This is a genomic window from Mesorhizobium sp. 113-3-3 (assembly GCF_016756495.1).
Classification (GTDB): Bacteria; Pseudomonadota; Alphaproteobacteria; order Rhizobiales; family Rhizobiaceae; genus Mesorhizobium.
In genome coordinates this window covers 5,922,765-5,941,358 of sequence record NZ_AP023243.1, presented here as the reverse complement: position 1 = coordinate 5,941,358, position 18,594 = coordinate 5,922,765, and the positions used below count along the sequence as shown (strand labels likewise).

Below are 18,594 nucleotides of genomic sequence, written 5' to 3'. Positions count from 1 at the left end.
ATGCCCGAAGCAGTTCCGCTCGTCGTGCAATCGCTTTTCATGCACGATCTCAATGGCCGCGAAATCGTCAGCGACGTATCCATAGCCGTCAAACGCGGCGAAGTCCTGGCCATCATCGGCGAGTCGGGATCGGGCAAGACCTCTGTCGCGCTGAGCTTGCTTGGCTTTGCGCGACCGGGAATGCGCATTTCGTCGGGCAAGATCATGATTGGCGGTACCGACATCCTCTCGCTTTCGGGGCGCGAGAGGCGTGCCTTTCAGGGCGGCAAGGTCTCGCTGGTACCGCAAAATCCGACCACCAGCTTCAGTCCACGAATGTCCATTGGCAAGCAGATGGCTGAACTTCTTACCGCGCATGGTCACGCGGGACCCAGCCTCAAGCCGTTGCTGGCCGAGGCCCTGAGCAACGTCGACCTCCCCGATGATGAACGGTTTTTGAAACGCTATCCCTTCGAGCTGAGCGGCGGACAGCTTCAGCGCATCGCCATTGCGATGGCCTTCATGACGTCTCCGCAGGTGATCGTGATGGACGAGCCAACGACGGGCCTTGATGTCTCGACCCAGCAGACGATCCTTGAGCTGATCGCCAGGCTGGTCAAGTCCAGCAATGCCAGCGTGGTCTACGTAACCCACGACCTTGCGGTTGTGAACGTCGTGGCCGACCGGGTGGCGGTCATGCTGTCTGGGAGGATTGTCGAGCAAGGCGGCCGCGAGCAGGTGTTTTCGCAGCCGCGCGACGATTATACGCGCATGCTCCTCGACGCCATACCCCGACTGGTGACTGATGGTCCAGGTCCTGCGGCTGATGCCAGGAGCGACAGCGCTCTTGAATTCCAGAACGTCCTCGAGGTGAAGAACCTGCGCGCCTCTCATGGCCACGTCGAGGTCGTGCACGGCATCTCATTCTCCGTCGGCAAAGGCGAATGCGTGGGGCTGGTCGGCGGCAGCGGCAGCGGCAAGACCACGACAGGCCGGTGCGTGACGGGTTTGCACGGCAATGCCACCGGCACCTTGTTGTTTGAAGGCCATGCGATGCCCTTCGCCGTGTCGAGCCGTTCCAAGGCTGATCTGAGTGCCATGCAGATCGTGTTCCAGAACCCTGACCGCTCGCTCAACCCCAAGGAATCGATCGCTCAAAGCATCGCACGCGCCGTTCGCCTGACCGGGATGACAGACAAGGCGAGGGTCGGCGCGGAGGTCCGGTCGCTGCTCGACCGCGTTCGACTGCCGCAAAGAGTAGTCAACCTGTATCCCTCGGATCTGTCTGGAGGCGAGCGCCAGCGCGTCGCGGTGGCCCGGGCGCTGGCGTTGAAACCGAAGCTTCTGGTCTGTGATGAGATTACGTCGGCTCTCGACGTGTCTGTGCAGGCAGCGGTCGTCGAGCTTCTGCTCGATCTGAAGAAGGATGGCCTTGCGATGTTGTTCATAACGCACAACCTGCCACTGGTCTCGGAAATTGCACAGTCCATCATCATCATGAAGGACGGGAACATCGTTGAGGCCGGGCGAACGAACGAAGTCCTCCATTCGCCACAGGATCGTTACACGAAGATGTTGCTGGACGCCGCGCCGCGCCTTAATTGACGGCAACCTCTTCTTGGAGCACCAAGAGGGCGATTGTCATGGAGATTCGCCGGAGCGATCTTGCCAAACGACCTTGCCACCGATGACCCGAAGAGTGCCCGTTTCGACGCCGTCGATCGGGCGGTTGCCGTTCTGCGGGTTCTCGAACGGGCGGACCAGCCGATGTCGCTGTCCATGATTGCCCGCGAGGTCGGGCTAGGCCAGCCAACCACGTCGCGTTATGTCTCTAGTCTTGTCGGTCATGGCCTTATCGCCAAGGTAAACGGCAACCGCTATATTCTGGGCATCGGGCTCTACATTCTGGGGCAGAAATCCCTCCATCGAAGAGATGTACGAACGGTAGCCCGTCCCTATCTCGAGACCTTGCACGAGCAGTTTAATGAGACGGTCAGCTTCGCTCTCTGGCTGCGCGATGAGCTCATTGTCGTGGACTGTATCGAGGCTATGCAAACGTTGCGTCAGGGTGCATCCGTAGGCGTGACGAATCCATGGCACGCCAGCTCGCTGGGTAAGTCCATCCTCGCGTGGCTGGATGCGCAAGAAGTCAACAGGCTCATCAAGGCATCGGGGTTGCCCCGCTACACTCAAAATACCCTTGTCACCCTGGACCAGTTGCGTGGCGAATTTCCGCTCATTAGGGAGCGCGGCTATGCGGTTGACAACGAAGAGTCTGCGATAGGTGGTCGCTGTATCGGGGCGCCTGTTTACGATGAAGCCGGACGCCCGCTCGGCGCGATCAGCATCAGCGGGCCGATCGCGCGCGTCACCGACGAGGATCTCCCCTCGACTGGCAAGCGCGTTGCCGAGATCGCCGATCAGATATCGCACGCCATGGGATATGAAGGAAAGATTCCCGGCTGAGCATCGAGAGCAAGTGATCGACGGCGTCACAGCCGTTGCCGGTCACTTCGACAGCCGAGCGCGGCGCGCTACGGCCTTATTGCGATTGTTCGGCGCTTTGTAGCTGCCGCAGCTACCGCCTCCGCAGCCCGTAGGGCGGCGACGTTATCCGATCCTCGCGCCAGCCAGGACATTTGTCGCTCCCCGGCGCTAACGAAATCCTCGACAGTCGCGATGTGAGAGTCGCCATCACGAACCGGAACAAGCTCGTTCTTGGCTCCATGGCGTCGCATGAGCGTGCCCGAAGCCTTCCCGTTCAAAGTGCCATGGGCGATCAGCGTGCCGCGATCGCCGGCGACCACGACCATGCTTTCCATGTCCATGATCGCGAAACTCTCGAACGATTGAAATATGCTGCCATCGTCGAGTTTGAATGCATAGGAAATCTGGTTGGGCGCGCCGCCTTCATTCGCGCCAAGGGCTGAAACTTCCAGAGGCTCCGCGCCGGTAAGGAATCTGGTCAGATCGATGTCGTCGACGGACATATCGAGATAGATGTCGCTGTCGCCTTCGAGATCGTCTTTCCTGCGCTTGGCTGACGGCTTGTATGGTCCTTCGCGCGTGATAAGGGTCGATTGAACCTTGCCGATTTCGCCGTCGACGATCAGTCTGCGCATGGTCTGGTGGATGGCCGAAGCTCGGAACGGATGATGTACGGCAAGCACGATCCCGGCCGTATCGCATATCTGCACCAAAGCGGCCGCGGTTTTGCTGCTTTCGGAGATCGGACCGTCGCAAAGTACGTTTTTCCCGGCCTGCGCCGCGGCCGTGATATAGTGTCCTCGGCGCCCTATGCGCGCGCTGACATAGGTGAACTCGACGTTAGGGTCGCCTAGCGCATTCGACAAGTTGGTTGTCCATTGTGGGATATCCAGGTCCTGGGCGAAATGCGCGGCATCCAGTTTGCGCCGACTGACCACCCACAAGGGAGTATGCCCTTGCGCCCTGATCCCGGCGACCATCTGCTCCGTGGCGATGGTGCCGGTACCCATAACCGACCACCCCGTCTTGCCGTGAGTTGCCATGCCGGGCGCTCCTTATTCGGTCCAAGTATGGGCGAATTCGCATCGCGGAGCCAACTTCGCATGTGATTGAGTTATGCATTAAAGTGGCGTAGACAGAGCGTCTATTCGCGTCACCGGGGAAGGCCGCCAGATTGAACCACCTCGCAGGGGATAATGCCGCGCTTGCGGCGAATTTGAGAACCCTTTGCGACCGTCACGGGTCTGTGGCAGCCGTTTGTCGCAAATTAAACGTCAACCGGCAACAATTTAACAAATATTTGTCCGGCGCCCATGTGCCGTCGAGCGCCAACCTGCGCACGATCGCGAACTTCTTCGGGCTGAGCGTTCCGATCCTTTTCTCCAACCCGGAGGAATTTCGAACGCTGATCGACGGTAATTTTTTTCATGCGATGTCCACTGCCCGGCATCTGCCTGAGTTTGTGAATTTCCTTTCCAACATTGTTTTTGACAGCACCGTGCAGGATTCCGAGATCCTGGGCGTTTATGATCGGTACCAGTTTTCCTCGATCTACAAAGGCTTTATCCTGAAATCGGCGTTCTGCTTGTATAGATCGGACAAATTCCTGCAGCATTACTATATTGAGCGCTTCCCAAGCTTCGACAAGCCCGGGAAGACGGAGTATGTTTTTAAGTACTACGGTTTTAGTTTCCCGGTGGCGGACAGGCTGTTCACAGCCGATTTCGAAGGCATTCAGAGCAACGAACTCACCTTCGGCGTCTATGCCCAGGTCAAGCGAAACGCCAAGCGGTTCATGTTCGGCATTGCCAGCGGCATCGCGGCCAATGCCTTTCGTCAACCCTACTCGACGAAGGTTGCTTTGCACTACAAGGGACCCGGCCTGCTCCAGCGCCGTCACCTCAAGGAGCTTACAGTGATCGATAGGGGTGATCCGAGCATTCCCAGGGAGGTGCTGCAGTACCTCGGGGATGGCTCCGACATGATCCAGATGTAGTGTCGAAGCCTTGACGGTACGAAGCGGTCGGCTGACGCTATTCGCGGAATGGCACAAGAAAGGCTGAATGCGGCGTGCCTGGTTCGGTGTGGCTGGGCCATTTTGGATGCCAAACCACCTTGGTCTCTCCAACGCAGTGGCGTCGAGACCGGATCCACTGACAGGTGCGATACCGTCGACGCTCCAGTCGTTGCGGCACTAGTTGCGGCATTCGTCTGGCCAGAGGGCCTGATGCCAAATCTGCCTGCGGTTCCTGTTGTACATGCATCAGTAAGATGCTGAACTATGGCCCTGCAATTCGCAGTCGGAAGATTGGTGACGCGACAATGAGAATTTTTCGCGCCATCTCACCCCTTTAGCGCGGAAATCCTGTCCAACGTGAATTTTGCTGGCCCGTTTATGGCGCGCCAAAATCCCTTTCGTCAGGAATAGGATTGCAAATCGGAGCAAGGAGAGGTATTGCATGCAGAATGCAGTATGCTATCGAGGCTCACAGATGAGAGTTGGACCTGACTCAATCGTTGCGGCACCGAAGGATTCCGACGTTGACGACAAGGCGGAGGTCGATCCTGAAACTTTTCGCGGCATTTTCGGCGGCTTCCCGAGTGGAGTGACGATCGTTTCAGCCACCGATGCCGATGGGGCACCCGTTGGCCTCACAGTCAGCGCTGTGATGTCGTTGTCCCTGAATCCGCCACAGCTGGTTATCTGCTTGCAGTCTTCGAAATATACCCTGCAGGTCATTAGGGCACAGCAGAGATTTGCAGTGAACTTCCTGGCTAGCGATCAATCATGGATTTCGGACCAGTTCGCATTCGGGCAGGGGGACAAATTCAGCGGGGTGGATTGGATCGTTGGAAAGGCGACCGGCGCCCCGGTGATCAAGGACGTGCGAGCGTATGCCGAGTGTCGGGTGGATTCGCTGATTGAATCCGGGGACCACACAATCGTGGTCGGACGCCTGGTGTTTGGCGCTGCGGCCGACGCGTCTCCCTTGGTGTACCATGCGCGCAACTATGCTTTGCTTTCTGCCCATCCGGGCAGTGCCCGGAAGGTGAACGTGCCTTCGGCAAAGGATAATTGAAATTGCCATCGGGCCCGATTGCGTCCGTGGTTAGACCTGCTTGGCACTCGTGGGTTGGAGTTGCCATCGCCAGCCACTCTAAGAGCGGCCTCCGCGGGCGCGGAAGATAAAGGAGCAGTTGAATTGACCGTGTCCGAACTTGAAGAGAATGCAGCGCCTGGCGAACGGGCTTATGTGACGCTGAAAAAGATGATCATCGAAGGCAGGTTGCGGCCAGGCCAGTCTGCTCAAGAGGACGATCTTGCCGCGTACATCGATGTCGACTCACCACTCCTTGAAGCAGCGGTGACGCGCCTTGTTGCAGACGGTCTAGTCTGCCAAGGCGCTGGCAATTCGCGTCGGGTCGCTGCCCTCGACAGAAAATATATCGATGACGTCTACCAGGTGTGCAAAGCCTTGGAGGTTCAAACCGCTGTCCAGGCAATCGACCACATACCAACCGCCGCGATCGAGGAGTTTTCGGCGGCTTTGGAGGGCATCCGAGGCGACGTTGAAGCGGGCAAGCCCTATCCGGTTCGTGATGCCTACGAGCATCTTCAGCGCATGTTTATTAAGTACTGCGAGAACGATCTCATATGCTCGGTTCTGGCTCGTCTACAGGATCACCTTGCTCGCGTCAGATTTGCTAGTCGCACCATGGACGATCGGGAATGGCTGCACATCGAATACTGGGTAATGAAGGACGAACTTGATGCACTGAGGGCTCGCGACGCCAGCAGGCTCGCGACGACGCTTTCCGCTCACATGGATATGTTCCGGCGCTGGATTCTTCAGAGTTGGGCTTCTTCCTATACGACCCAAGACTCTAAAGCACCGCAGGGCGGAGCATCTGCCGGATAGTAGCCGCTTGGCAGAATCCGGCCCGTCGCTGGCCTTTTGCAGGCCGTTCCCGACGCGGCAATGCTCTTCAACCTCGTATGCGCCAGCGGCCTGTAGAGTGCCCAATGGTATTCTGCTTCGCTCGCCCAGCAGTGGACGCACATGGTCAGTTGTCATGGATGCGCGCACACTTGGCGCTTACAGCTCGTAAGGGACAAAAATGCTTCCGAGCTGAGCTGATTTTAGCGCAGTGAACATAAACCCCACTCCCCGCGCGCCTTCGTTGACTGTCGGAAAATCCTCGTTGGCCGGAGTGTTTCGGCCTTCTGCAATAGCGCGCGCTACTGCCGAATAGATGTTGGCGAATGCCTCAAGGTAGCCTTCTGGATGGCCGGCAGGGGTTCTGGAGGCGACTCTCGCGCCGGCACTGACCCCCGCGCCGCCGCGGGCAAGCAGAACAGGCTGCTGTCCCGAAGCCGAGAAAGTCAGCTGTTCTGGGTGCTCCTGATGCCAGGTGAGCGCAGCGTCAGTGCCATAGATGCGAAGCGTCAGACCGTTCGGGCAACCGTGAGCTACGGAAGTGGTCCAAAGAGCGCCGCGTGCGCCGCCATGAAAGCGCAGCAACATGTTGGCGTGGTCGTCCAACGGGTTACGCAAACCTGCAAGATCTGCGGCGAGTGCTTCCACGCGCTGTCCGCTCGCATATTCTGCCAGTTGGAACGCATGCGTGCCAAGCGACGCCACGACACCCAACACGCCCGTCTTTGCCTGATCATGCTGCCAGTCCTTCTTGCTGAACGCTTGGGTCTGATAATGGCTGGCGTATTCCACTTGGATAGACAAAATGTCCCCAAGTTTGCCCTCGGCGATCATATCCCGTGCCATACGGACCATGGGATAGCCCGAATAGGTGTAGGTTACCGCTAGCACCAAGCCCGTCTCAGCTACTTTCGCACTGAGAGCCCGAGCGTGCTCGCGGGTGACGACCAAAGGTTTGTCGCAGATTACGTGAATGCCTTTGGAAAGAAATGCATCGGCGATTTCATAGTGGGTTTCGTTGAATGTGCAGATCGTGACGGCATCGATGCCGTCTGGCCTCTCAGCCTCCCGCGCTGCCATCTCGCGGTAGTCCGCATAGGCTCTATCGACATCGACAAAGAGTTTTCGCGCGACCTGTTGGGTTCTCTCCGGAGTGCGCGAAAAAACGCCGGCGACCAGATCCCAGCGACCATCCAGGCGCGCCGCCGAAACATGGCTCGGGCCTATTGAGCTCCTACCTCCTCCGCCCACCATGCCAAGCCGCAGCCTGCGGCCGAACGTATCTCTGTTGGTCATTGTTACCCTGTCAGTCTGCAGTTGGAGCGCGTAAAATTTGCGTGAACGCGACTGCCAAAAAATGGCACATTGAACGCAGTATTCAATCAAAGCCTATATCTGTCAAGGTTTGAGAGGAGCATAAACCCTCATCGTAGATGTAATATGTTTCAATATGATAACGGGCATACGCTTCTTTGGCAGATAGCGTTGACAGTTTGCCTTTGGGATTGCATTCTGCATACTATAAGCGACTTCTGGCCGGGTTGCCCCGGTGGGAGCAGCTGCTCACCAACGGTTTGGTCCTGAGGTCTGAATGTCCGAGAAGAAGAATAGGCTGATCCTGCACTCCTCAGTGGCGTGGAACGTACCGGTGACAATGGACGTCGACGTCGCACGACGGGTCGGATTTGACGGGATCGACCCCTCCACCAGGAAACTGCGCGATTTCCTCAATGCGGGTTTTACCGAGCAGGACCTGGTCGCCAGGCTCGACGGCATCGACATTCCGGGATTCGGAGCCGTCTTTGATATTGAACGGCAAGGCGCTTCCGAGATCGACTTGATGACCGAAGCCGAGGCTACCTTCAAATTGGCTCAAATCGTTGGGGCTAGGGGCATACAGGTTATGACAGGGCCCGTGGACGTACGGGCCGTGATTGCCCATTCGAAAGGCGTACCTACAGATCTTTACACCGGTATGCTGGGATTCTCGCGCGAAGATCAGGTCGCGGTGACAGTAAGGAACCTGTGCCGGATCGCGGATATGGCTGCCCAGTTCAATCTTCTTCTCTATCTGGAGCCAATGTCGTGGACCCCTCTGAACAGGATTGCCGATAATGTGGAGATCATCGACCGCGCCGGTCGGGACAATATTCGATTGATCATCGATTATTGGCATTGCTTCACGGCAGGAGATACTCCTGACGTGGTGGCAGGATTGAACAAGGATCTCCTGTATGGAGTGCACATCGGCGACTCACGGTCATTTTCTGGGGGCATCCCGCTTGAAAGCGATCTGCGCGACGTCCGACTGGGGTCGGGTGCGATTGATCTCAAATTATGGACCGACGCAGTAAAGGCGACCGGATATGACGACTGGTGGGGCTGCGAGTCGTTCTATCGAAAATGGCATCAGGAAGATGCGTACGAGGTCGCGCGAGAGGTGCACAGGCAGATGAGCGAGCTGATCAGCGCGTAGGAATGTAGCGGCCCCCGGCGGGCGGGCAAAATAACTTTGTTCAAGTGTCGGGTAGCGCGGAATGCGTAGTCGTCGCTGAGTTATGACAACCGGCCGGGCCACGCCTTTCGACCCGCCCCGCGTAGCCTCATCGGCCTGAGGGGCCAAGGAAAAATGGCTCAGCCTTGGTCAGATCGGGAAGGGCAGGGCTGATACGGGCTCATCGCCCGTTCTTCTTGCGCCAGGCTTCATATCTCTGTTGATGGTCTTCTTTCGTGCACGGATAAAGACCGATGATGGCTGCTCCGTTGCGGACCTCTCCAAGCACAAAGTCCTCGAAGCTTTCCATTCCGACGCATTCCTCTGCGATCTCATCCGCAAGATGAGCAGGGATGACCATCACCCCATCATTGTCGCCGACCAGAATGTCCCCCGGAAACACTGGTGCATCACCGCACGATATGGGAACATTAATGTCAAGCGCCTCATGCAGCGTAAGGTTTGTTGGTGCAGACGGCCTGGCAAAATACGCCGGCATGTCCAGCGCTGCGATTCCTTCCGCGTCGCGAAGACCGCCATCGGTCACGACGCCTGCAGCGCCGCGGAGCGCCAGGCGAGTAATCAGGATCGAGCCGGCTGTTGCTGCCCGGGCATCTTTTCGCGCATCCATCACTAGCACATGGCCCACCGGACAAGTCTCTATTGCCACACGCTGCGGATGGTCGGCGTTGCGAAAGACCGTGATCGGATTGCGGTCCTCGCGCGCTGGAATGTAGCGCAAGGTAAAGGCTGGCCCGACCATATTCTCTTGCTTGGGACGGACAGGGAACACTCCCTGAATGAACTGGTTCCTCAGACCGCGCTTATAGAGCGCGGTCGCGATCGAAGCTGTCGAAACTTTCTTCAGCTTGGCGTGCGTGGCGTCCGACATGATGTAATCGCTCACTGCTTTACCTTCTCATTAGCTACCCAAAGAAACTGCTGCGCCCGGCCCTTGGCCGGGCCGAGGTTCAACTCGCCCGGACGGCGGCGACCAGTTCGATCTCTACACAGGAATTGCGTGGTAGTTCGGCGACGCCGACGGCCGATCGGGCATGATTGCCTCGATCCCCGAGGATTTCGCGAAGCAGTATAGACGCGGCGTCCGCGACGCGCGGCTGCTGGTTGAAACTCTGGGCTGACGCAACAAATACCGTGATTTTGAGCAACTGCTCGACGTTGTCGAGGTCGCCGATCGCGTGCGCTAAGGACGACAGCGCATTGCGGACAGCGAGTTCAGCTGCCTGCTTCGCCTGTTCGATTGTCACGTCGGCGCCGACCTTGCCGGGATGGAGGTCGCTATCGCCGGTCTTCGGCACGCTGCCACTCACCCAGGCCTGACCGTCATGCACCATAACCGATGTGTAGCAATATGCCGGCTCTTGATAGGCGGGCAGTTCATGTCCCCTGTAGGAGAACGCTCCGGTCATTTCATCTTTCCTTCAGCGCCTGAGCAGCGGGAGATCTTGGTTGCGTGTCGTGACAGCCTCGCCAAGTGATGCCAGGCGGCATGGTTGGACCAGGCAGCTCTCACCAGCGTCACATGTCGAAGGCGAGAGTCTCCGTAGCATACTGTACGCAGAATGCAATTGCGTTACCGGTTTTAGCGATCGGCGCCTATCCACGGAACGAAGCCCCCTAAGTCAGTGGTGGACTGCATTCGACATGGGCGTTGAGCCATCCTGGTGTTTTTGCCTCGAGGGCACCATTTCTGTCGCCTGAATACAGTCTGGCGGTTGGTAGAACTGGGTGGAAGGCACGATCTCCAATGTTGTTGGTGAGCCTCGGCTCTTCAGAATCTAGGCTATTGAACGGCTTTGGAACGGGCTACCAGTCGCCAGAAAAGTGGTGTCGAGCGCGTTCTTTATGGTCTGGAGCATGTGCACCGGCGTTTCTCGGGCGCCAATTGCATGACCAGGAAATTCCGGGCGGTCGGGTGTTCACGTCGGTCGCTGTCGAAGGGCAAGCTTTATCAAGGAGCAACCAAGTGCATCCACTCTAGGTCTTGCCACTGTATCGTCGACCCTTCATTATGCGCGAACGATTCGAGACTTCGGCCGAAAAAGGAAAGTCATGCAGGAGGTTGAGCGAAATATTCCTCTGGGCGAGCGCGTCTACGAAATTATCAAGAAGATGATAACGGACGGCGCGCTGCCGCCAAACCAGGCGGTCCCGGAAAGCGTCTTGGCAAAGCAGCTGGGTGTCAGCCGCTCGCCCGTGAAGGCGGCTCTCACACGTCTGCAGGAGGACGGGCTGGTGGTTGGCGAAGCGTGGAAGGTGCCGTATGTAGCCCCGCTGGATGCGAAATATATCAGCAATGCCTATCAGGTTCGGAAGGCGCTCGATTCGCAATGCGCTTTACAGGCTATTGGCAACATCCCGGCCGCTCGGATCGATGAATTGGGCGCGTTTCTCGATAAGGCTCACCAATCTATGGAGGCGGACGATCCGTCGCTCATCAGGGATGCCTTCTTCCTCCTGCAGGAGATACTGAGACAATATTGCGACAACGATTTGCTACGAAGCATGCAGGGTAAGCTGCATGACCATCTGACACGTATCCGCAATGCCGTTCATGCAACCAACGACGGGGAATGGCTGAAGATCGAATACTGGATGTTGAAGGATCAGCTTGAAGCCTTGCGGTCTCGTGACTCTGCCAGGCTTGTGGCTGCGCTGAATAATCAACACGATCAGTTCGTGCGGTGGCTTCTGAAGAATTGGTCGCTCTGAGCCCATCGCCAAATGCCGGGGCCACCACCGCGTGTCTGCTACAAGGGGTATTGGGACGAATACGAGAATATCGCCGGCAAGCCGCCGGTATGCAGGAACACCACGCGGTCCGACTTTCTCAACGATCCTGCCTTGATATCGCTCACCAGCCCCGAAAGACCTTTTCCCGAATAGACCGGGTCCACAAGAATGCCCTCGGTGCGCGCCAACAGCTCCGCTGCTTCCTGGGCGGCGGCCGAGGGCTTGCCATAGTCGTCTCCGACGAAATCAGTGGAATTGTTGATGCGCTCGGCGTCGATTGCCAGCCGGAAGCCCAGCAAATCCGCTGCCGCGCGACACCGGGCAGCGATCTCGTCCGGGCTTTCGTACGCTTCGTTGCGAGCGTCCATCGGATTGATCCCGCAGATCTTCACGTTGTGGCCCAGCAATTCGGCCGCCGCCTGTAGCCCGGCCTGAGTGCTGACTTGCGACGTGACATAGAGGTGCGTTGGCATCGGTTCGTCGAGGGCCTCAAGTTGCGCCCACAACTCCAAATAAGCGCCGACATAGGCGACCGAGGCGAGCGTCAGAGCGCGTTCCGCCCCCATGCCCAGAATCATTGGTCTGCGGCCCTCTGCCTCAAGCCGAGCGGCCATGTCCTGCTTGGCTTGTTTCGCCGAGGTGTTGGCGTCGATAGGGATCACTGTGGCTCCGAACCTGCGTACGATCAACTGATTGCCCTGCACATGCTCGAAATGAGCATCTTTCCGTGGCATCAGGATGCAGTCCAGGCCAAGGCGAGCGGCTGCAGCCGCTAACTGCCGGGACTGGTTCGACTGTGAAGCCGCTCCTTGGACGACGACGTCCACTCCTCGGCTAAGAGCGTCACCCAGGATGTATTCGTGCTGACGAACCTTGTTCCCACCAAATGCCAAGCCCGTGCAATCGTCGCGCTTGAACCAGATTCTGGGTCCGCCAAGCGCCTCGGTCAACCTTGGGCAGAAATCAAGCGGCGTTGGCAGATGCGCGAGGCGAGCGCGCGGCAAAAGCGCTAGCGCGCCTTCCAGATTGGCTCGTGAGACATGCGACATAGGTGAGGTACCCGTGATGATTAGATTGATCGAGAATGTTGGCTAGCCGGAAGTACTTCGGATCAAGTCAGTCGGACGCCGGTGCTGGCGTCGAAAAGATTCAGGCGCGAGGCATCGATCCGAAGGCGTGTCGAGCCCGTTCGAGAGATCGCGCCAGCGCTAAGCAGCGCCGACTGCTCGACGCCGCCGTGCTGGAAGATGACGACATCATGCGCACCGGTGGGTTCGATCAGGGTCACGTCGACGTCCAGTTCCACCTCTGATGCGCCAACGGCCTTGCCTCCCCCAACAGCAATGTGTTCCGGTCGGATCCCAACCGTGACCTTGCAGCCTTCGACCTTGGCGGCCGCGCGGAATTCATCGGGGATCGGAAGGTGCGCGCCGGTGCCTTCAAGGGTCAGGCGTCCGCCATTTGTGACCGCGGGCATCAGGTTGATTTTCGGACTGCCTATGAATGTCGCGACAAAGAGGTTCGCCGGTTTGTTGTAAACCTCGCTGGGGGTGCCAAGCTGCTGCACCGTTCCCTTGTCCAGAATGGCGATACGTGTCGCCAGGGTCATCGCTTCTATCTGATCGTGTGTGACGTAGACCGTGGTGCGACCCATGCGCTCATGCAGCTTTTTCAATTCCGTCCGCATCTCCACTCGCAAGAGCGCATCGAGGTTGGATAAAGGTTCGTCGAAAAGGAAAAGGGCTGGTTCGCGCACAAGAGCTCTGCCGATGGCGACGCGCTGTCGCTGGCCACCCGACAATTGACCCGGCTTGCGATCGAGAAGGTGCCCAATCTGCAGAAGCCCTGCGACGCGTTCCACCGCCTCGTCGCGCTCTTGCCGGGAGAGCTTCCGCATTTCGAGCGGAAACGAGATATTCTGGCGTACAGTCATGGATGGGTAGAGGGCATAAGACTGAAACACCATCGCAATGTCACGGCTCTGACATGGCACGTCGTTGAGAACACGAGGTCCAAGCCTGATTTCGCCAGAGTTGATCCTGTGCAAGCCGGCGATCGCGTGCAGCAAGGTTGACTTGCCGCAGCCCGACGGCCCAAGCAGAACCAGAAATTCACCCGAGGCGACCTCGATATTGATGTCCTTCAGCACATGCAGCTGGTTGCCGTAGTGCTTATTGACCCTGTCGAGTGTAAGCGAGGACATCAGGTTATCCTTGATTTTGCGCCATGGTCTGTCAGCGCGACGATCAGACGATGTGTGGCGTTAGTTCCGTGGGGCAGGGCGAGGACAAGTGGTCAGGCGCCTCTATTCGCTCCAAGGTCAAAACGTCGATATTGCAATCGTTCTGTATTGTGGTGACGATTGACTTTTTCGACGCTCCTTACTGCAAAGCTTGGCGAGCGATCAGACCAGCGAGCAAGTCTTCCTCTTCGCTGGATAGATCGACAAGCGGCGCTCGGACCTTTCCGGCGTCGAAGCCCTTCAGCCGGACACCAGCCTTGATCGCCGCGACAGCGTAGCCCTTGGCACGATTGCGGATGGCCATGAACGGATAGAAGAACTCGTTGAGCAAGGTTTCGCATCGCGCCCGCTCGCCGGCGCGAAGCGCGCGATAAAACTCGAGTGCAAGGGCGGGGACGAAATTGAACACGGCCGAGGAATATGTCGTGAAGCCGGCGCCAAGATAGGCTTCGGCGAAAAGCTCGGCCGTAGGCATTCCGCCGAGATAGGTAAGCCTGTTTCCCAGCTTGGCTGTGATCTGTCGTATGGCCCCGATATCGCCCGTGCCGTCCTTGAAGCCGATGAGATTGGGACAAGCGTCGCAAAGCCTGGCTAGCGTATCGGCCTGGATGATGGAGTTGTCGCGATTGTAGACCATGACCCCGATATCGACCGATTGGCATACCTTGTGCACATGCTCGTAGAGCCCCTGCTGGGGCGCATCGATGAGATAGTGCGGCAAGAGCAGAATCCCGTCGGCGCCTGCCGTTTGTGCAGCCTGGGCGATGCCAACGGCGATCTCTGTTCCGTAGCCGCATCCCGAAACGATAGCCGTATCACCTGCGGCCTCCTTGGCCGATTTCACCACTTGAGGGATCTCGTCAGGGGTGAGCGAGAAAAATTCTCCGGTGCCGCCGGCAGCGAACAGTACTGGCGCCTGGAAGCTCGAAAGCCATGCCACGTGCGCTTTGTAGCTTTCGGGAGAAAAGCGACCTTCCGCATTGAAATGGGTGACTGGAAAGGACAGCAGCCCGGACCCCAGTGCTGCTTTGAGATTATTTGGTGTCACGGTGTTCCCTCTTTCTTGCAGGTGTGAAAAAATAATTCTGTATTCACGCTTGGTTTTTGGCCGAATCTTTCAAGTTGAGAACGGCTTTGCCGTGGAAGCCGGGTCGTAAAACTGCCGCAACGGCAGCAGGCAACTCTTCCCACGGCTGGCGCATTTGTATCGAGGTCTTCAATGCGCCGGATTGAACAAGCCGGATCAACTGCGTCAGCAGTGCGCCGACGCGATATTCGCCAATGGCAAAGCCTTGAATCGCACCGCCGTTTTTCCTCAAGTGAGCGAAATCGGTGAAAGTCGCGTTCTGGCCGGAACTCCAACCAACGGATTGCAGTATCCCGCCGGGGTTGAGCAGACCGACGGCCTGAACCAACGGCGCTCCCCCTAAGGTCTCAATGATGAGATCGGCGCCCGAGGCACTGTCGAGGTCGGTCAAAACCTCATGCGCGCCGAGCTCGACCAAGGCGTCGACATCAGCTTCTCGACGCGTCACTGCGATTACCTTGGCGCCGCCCATGCGGGCCAGTTGAACGGCGAATCGTCCGACACTGCCCGATGCGCCGGTGATCAGCACCGAACGTCCCAAAATAGGTCCGCTCCGTGTCAGGACCGCGAGAGCGCTCGTGGCGGCGGTCGCAAGCGCAGCGGCGTCGCCGAGATCGACCTCGTCCGGCACTATGGCAATATCGCCGGCGTGTACGATTCGGCACTCGGCCCATCCTCCGCTCAGGCCACGGGCGACGACTCGTGTACCTACGGGCGGGGCCTCGGCACCGGTTCCAATGTTGCTGATTATGCCGGCCGTATCCCATCCCGGCACAATGCCTTCGGGAAACTCTCCCTGAACCGCGCTTCGGCATTCGCCGCGATTGAGGGCGATCGCCTCGACCTGGATCGCAACTTCGCCCGGGCCGGGTGAAGGGCGATCCCGCCCGGATAATCTCAAGCCGTTCTTGGTGACTTCATAGGCACGCATCTACGGCTACTCCGACAGGATATGTCGCGGCAGCATCGACAGCCGCTCGGGGCCGTTTTGGGTAACCACGACAGTCTCACTGAACGCCAGTTCGGGCGTGTGGAGCACCACATGGAAGACCATGTTTGGCTTGAAGGTCCAGGTTTGGCCAGGGGCCATGATCCGCGTATGATCGCTGACTCGAGGCACGGCCTGGTAGCCAAGCGTGTAAGCCGTGATTTGAGTGAAGACTGCCTTGACCCCGCTGCGCAGGACCTCGTCGCGGCAGATTGCGTCGACTTCCCCGCCGCTTGCGCCAGGGACCATCGCCGCGATCTGGCGATCCTGTATCGAAACCAGCTGTCTGGCGATCTCCCTGTCGGCGTCGCCGACCTTGCCCGCCATGGCAGGCCGGACAAGACGTGCGCAATAGCCGCGATACTGTGGTGTCGCCTCGAGGAACACCCGCTCGCCATGCGCCCAGGGTGCGCCCTTCACGCCGCCAATCAAGGCATCCGCTCCCGTCATTCTCCCAACGATAGCCGCGCGAGTGTTGTCGGCCCCATGTAAGATGGCGGCCTCGTACATGGCAGCTAGACTGTCACGATCGTCGATCCCCACCTTGATGGAGTGAGCTCCGGCCGACACGATAGCGTCGCCGATCGCGGCGGCATGCCGAATATAGGCCAGCTCAGCCTCGGACTTGGTCAGCCGGTGTTCCCAGATCACGCCCGAGAAATCCACGATCTCCATGCCTGGATTCCCGGCCCGGATCTGATTCAGCCGCGCTATCGTCAGGATGTTGCTGTCTTTTTCGACAGCCAGCCTTTTCGGCCCCAGCCGCGCGATGGCTCTTGTCACCCTGTCCTGCGAATCCTCGTCGTCGGCGAAGGTTTCGAAAGACCTTGACCAGGACTGGTCGAGGAAGGTGCCAAGATCCAGTTCCCGCACGATCAACCAAGGCTCCCCCGCCGATGGGATCAAAGCCGCCTGATAACGAGCTGCCGTGGCAAGGTAGCCGAAGAGATATGCAAGATGATCGATCTGATCCACCAGGAGGATCTCTGCACCGCGCTTTTCCATCTCAAGCTGGATTGCGCGGATTCGGGCTTGATATTCGGCCTTCTCAAAATCCAAAGATCCATGGGGCGAATAGGTCACATCGGCCGCCAGCTTGTTCATGCGGGGTTTCCCTTGACCTCGGCATCCGGTCGATATTCCACGGCCGCGTCGATCGGCCATGTAGGTCGTTTCAAACGGTTACGATGAGGTCTGCTCACGTCGACAGGGGAGAGACCCGGCGGGTCGGCCGTGATGATCCGCGCGCCGCACGGCTCAAACCAAGCCTTGAAGTGTTGGCTCGACTTGAGCGCGATAATTTGGAATTGCGATATGTCGATGCCGGCCTTGATGAACGGTCCATCGTCCAGTGTCTGCCGCCTCCCACTCGAGACGATTATGTCGACATTTCCGATCCGCAGCGTCGCGAGCAGCCCAAGGTCGATCGTTTCACCAGTCCCCATTGGGCTTTTGACATGGAAAAGCCCCCTGTTCAGCCCGAGAACTTCCGCCTGGGCCTTAACGGGCTGGCCCAGCAGCGCGTGGCTATGTCCGCCGAGTTCCACCTGGATTGACGACCCTACGCCTGCTGCAGCCGCTTGCGCCGCCGTGCCAGGGTCAAAGACATGCGAGAAACAGGATCGCACGTCAGCCGCCAGAAGGGCGGACAAGAGGTGAGTGCCATCACCTGGGCTACCAGCCCCTGTATTGTCGGAGAACTCGTTGACGACGACCGGGCGCGCCTCGCGTATTGCCTCCTGGACCGCACCTTCAGCCGGCAGGCATTCTACCTTAATGCGCTCCCGCCGCTCCCAAAGGGCCTTTGCGATCCGTTGCGCTAACTGTCGTGGGGTTTGGTCCTGGTCCCGGCGGGCCACAACGACAATCGAGGCGCCGATATGAGGCGCATCGACGTAGGGGAAGCCGTGCATGATGCGTGCGCAAGCGACGCCACCCTCCGCTTCGATTTCCGTACAAAGCCTGTCGAGTTCGAGAAGGGGCAGCAAGCTGGTCGGAACAGGGGGGAACAGCATTGGCACCTGCTCGACTACAGTGTCATAGCAGGCATGCGCCAGCACGATTTCGGAAAGACAACGTGCAGCCTCGACGCCCCGCTCGTGCTGGTCGACATGCGGGTTGAAGCGCACCGGAAATAGCGCCGAGCAAAGATCGCCAAGGCGCTGCCGAATGTTCCCATGAAGGTCCAGGGTCGCTACAATCGGCACCTTGTCACCCAGGCGCTCCCGCAACGCCTCGCACAAGTCCTCCTCCAGGCTATCTATCCCTTCCACGACGCCCGCGCCGTGAAGCGACAAAAGGAGCCCATCGAGATCAGAGCGGGCCGCCTGCTCGACCAATTCCGCGCGTAGTGACAGGTAGTCCTGGCGCCGGATCGTGCCTGACGGGGTTGCCTCCGCGTAAAGAAGCGGAAGGGCATCGAAGCCAAGCGCTGTCGCTTCGTCGATCAGGCCCCCAAGATAGGTTCGCGTCGATCGGCTGAACGCCGAAATTTCGGTGCCACGCAGAACTTGAAAATCGCCGAGGCTGGTCGGCGCGGCGAATGTATTTGTTTCATGGAAAATCCCACCGATACCGACCCGCACCATATCACCCACGTCCTCGTGACTTGCAGTTCGAGAGTGA

The 18,594-nt window shown here is 58.6% G+C and carries 17 protein-coding genes; 7 read left to right on the top strand and 10 right to left on the bottom strand.

Annotated features, from left to right (window positions below; genetic code table 11):
* The gene (locus tag JG746_RS28865; protein ID WP_244730519.1) at nt 1-1,584 is read left to right on the top strand and encodes an ATP-binding cassette domain-containing protein; all 1,584 of its coding nucleotides are present in this window, start codon (nt 1-3) and stop codon (nt 1,582-1,584) included.
* Between the two features lie 60 nt (nt 1,585-1,644).
* Nucleotides 1,645-2,445 (top strand): IclR family transcriptional regulator, encoded by an 801-nt coding sequence (locus tag JG746_RS28860; protein ID WP_244730518.1) that lies wholly within the window; start codon nt 1,645-1,647, stop codon nt 2,443-2,445.
* A 68-nt stretch (nt 2,446-2,513) separates the two neighbouring features.
* On the opposite strand, the gene JG746_RS28855 is transcribed toward JG746_RS28860, so the two are convergent.
* Entirely contained in the window at nt 2,514-3,509 is a 996-nt protein-coding gene (locus JG746_RS28855; protein ID WP_244730517.1) for a Gfo/Idh/MocA family protein, read from the bottom strand.
* 131 nt (nt 3,510-3,640) lie between these two features.
* Here JG746_RS28855 and JG746_RS28850 point away from each other — a divergent pair, with 131 nt between their 5' ends.
* The 3 genes from JG746_RS28850 (at nt 3,641) to JG746_RS28840 (ending at nt 6,386) form a co-directional block, all read left to right on the top strand.
* Nucleotides 3,641-4,462: a helix-turn-helix domain-containing protein gene (locus tag JG746_RS28850; protein WP_127870954.1), complete on the top strand. Its 822-nt coding sequence runs from the start codon at nt 3,641-3,643 to the stop codon at nt 4,460-4,462.
* Nucleotides 4,463-4,925: 463 nt separating this feature from the next.
* Nucleotides 4,926-5,546: a flavin reductase family protein gene (locus JG746_RS28845; protein ID WP_202355819.1), complete on the top strand. Its 621-nt coding sequence runs from the start codon at nt 4,926-4,928 to the stop codon at nt 5,544-5,546.
* Nucleotides 5,547-5,675: 129 nt separating this feature from the next.
* Nucleotides 5,676-6,386: a GntR family transcriptional regulator gene (locus JG746_RS28840; protein WP_244730920.1), complete on the top strand. Its 711-nt coding sequence runs from the start codon at nt 5,676-5,678 to the stop codon at nt 6,384-6,386.
* A gap of 177 nt (nt 6,387-6,563) precedes the next feature.
* Here the strand turns inward: JG746_RS28840 and JG746_RS28835 are convergent, their stop codons facing one another.
* Nucleotides 6,564-7,700 carry a Gfo/Idh/MocA family protein gene (locus JG746_RS28835; RefSeq protein ID WP_202355817.1) on the bottom strand — a complete coding sequence of 379 codons (1,137 nt, stop codon included), beginning with the start codon at nt 7,698-7,700 and terminating at the stop codon, nt 6,564-6,566.
* A 295-nt stretch (nt 7,701-7,995) separates the two neighbouring features.
* Between JG746_RS28835 and JG746_RS28830 the strand changes: the two genes are divergently transcribed.
* Entirely contained in the window at nt 7,996-8,880 is an 885-nt protein-coding gene (locus JG746_RS28830; protein WP_202355816.1) for a sugar phosphate isomerase/epimerase family protein, read from the top strand.
* 199 nt (nt 8,881-9,079) lie between these two features.
* Here the strand turns inward: JG746_RS28830 and JG746_RS28825 are convergent, their stop codons facing one another.
* Nucleotides 9,080-9,805, bottom strand: a complete 726-nt coding sequence (locus JG746_RS28825) for a ribonuclease activity regulator RraA (protein ID WP_202355815.1) — start codon at nt 9,803-9,805, stop codon at nt 9,080-9,082.
* 64 nt (nt 9,806-9,869) lie between these two features.
* Nucleotides 9,870-10,328 carry a RidA family protein gene (locus JG746_RS28820; protein WP_202355814.1) on the bottom strand — a complete coding sequence of 153 codons (459 nt, stop codon included), beginning with the start codon at nt 10,326-10,328 and terminating at the stop codon, nt 9,870-9,872.
* A gap of 643 nt (nt 10,329-10,971) precedes the next feature.
* On the opposite strand from JG746_RS28820, the gene JG746_RS28815 reads away from it, so the two are divergent.
* Complete coding sequence (locus JG746_RS28815; protein ID WP_202355813.1) at nt 10,972-11,631, top strand: GntR family transcriptional regulator; 660 nt, start codon at nt 10,972-10,974, stop codon at nt 11,629-11,631.
* Between the two features lie 38 nt (nt 11,632-11,669).
* On the opposite strand, the gene JG746_RS28810 is transcribed toward JG746_RS28815, so the two are convergent.
* From JG746_RS28810 to JG746_RS28785, 6 genes are all read right to left on the bottom strand, one after another.
* A complete protein-coding gene (locus tag JG746_RS28810) occupies nt 11,670-12,701 on the bottom strand; it encodes a pyridoxal-phosphate dependent enzyme (RefSeq protein WP_202355812.1) in 1,032 nt (343 codons plus the stop codon).
* Nucleotides 12,702-12,763: 62 nt separating this feature from the next.
* Nucleotides 12,764-13,855, bottom strand: coding sequence for an ABC transporter ATP-binding protein (locus JG746_RS28805; protein WP_202355811.1), 1,092 nt, complete (start codon nt 13,853-13,855; stop codon nt 12,764-12,766).
* A 178-nt stretch (nt 13,856-14,033) separates the two neighbouring features.
* A complete protein-coding gene (gene kdgD / locus JG746_RS28800) occupies nt 14,034-14,942 on the bottom strand; it encodes a 5-dehydro-4-deoxyglucarate dehydratase (RefSeq protein ID WP_202355810.1) in 909 nt (302 codons plus the stop codon).
* Between the two features lie 43 nt (nt 14,943-14,985).
* Nucleotides 14,986-15,912, bottom strand: coding sequence for a zinc-binding dehydrogenase (locus JG746_RS28795; protein ID WP_202355809.1), 927 nt, complete (start codon nt 15,910-15,912; stop codon nt 14,986-14,988).
* A 6-nt stretch (nt 15,913-15,918) separates the two neighbouring features.
* A complete protein-coding gene (locus tag JG746_RS28790; protein WP_202355808.1) occupies nt 15,919-17,073 on the bottom strand; it encodes a M24 family metallopeptidase in 1,155 nt (384 codons plus the stop codon).
* The gene (locus JG746_RS28785; protein WP_202355807.1) at nt 17,070-18,557 is read right to left on the bottom strand and encodes a M81 family metallopeptidase; all 1,488 of its coding nucleotides are present in this window, start codon (nt 18,555-18,557) and stop codon (nt 17,070-17,072) included. The genes JG746_RS28790 and JG746_RS28785 overlap by 4 nt, the downstream gene beginning before the upstream one ends.
* Nucleotides 18,558-18,594: the final 37 nt, after the last annotated feature.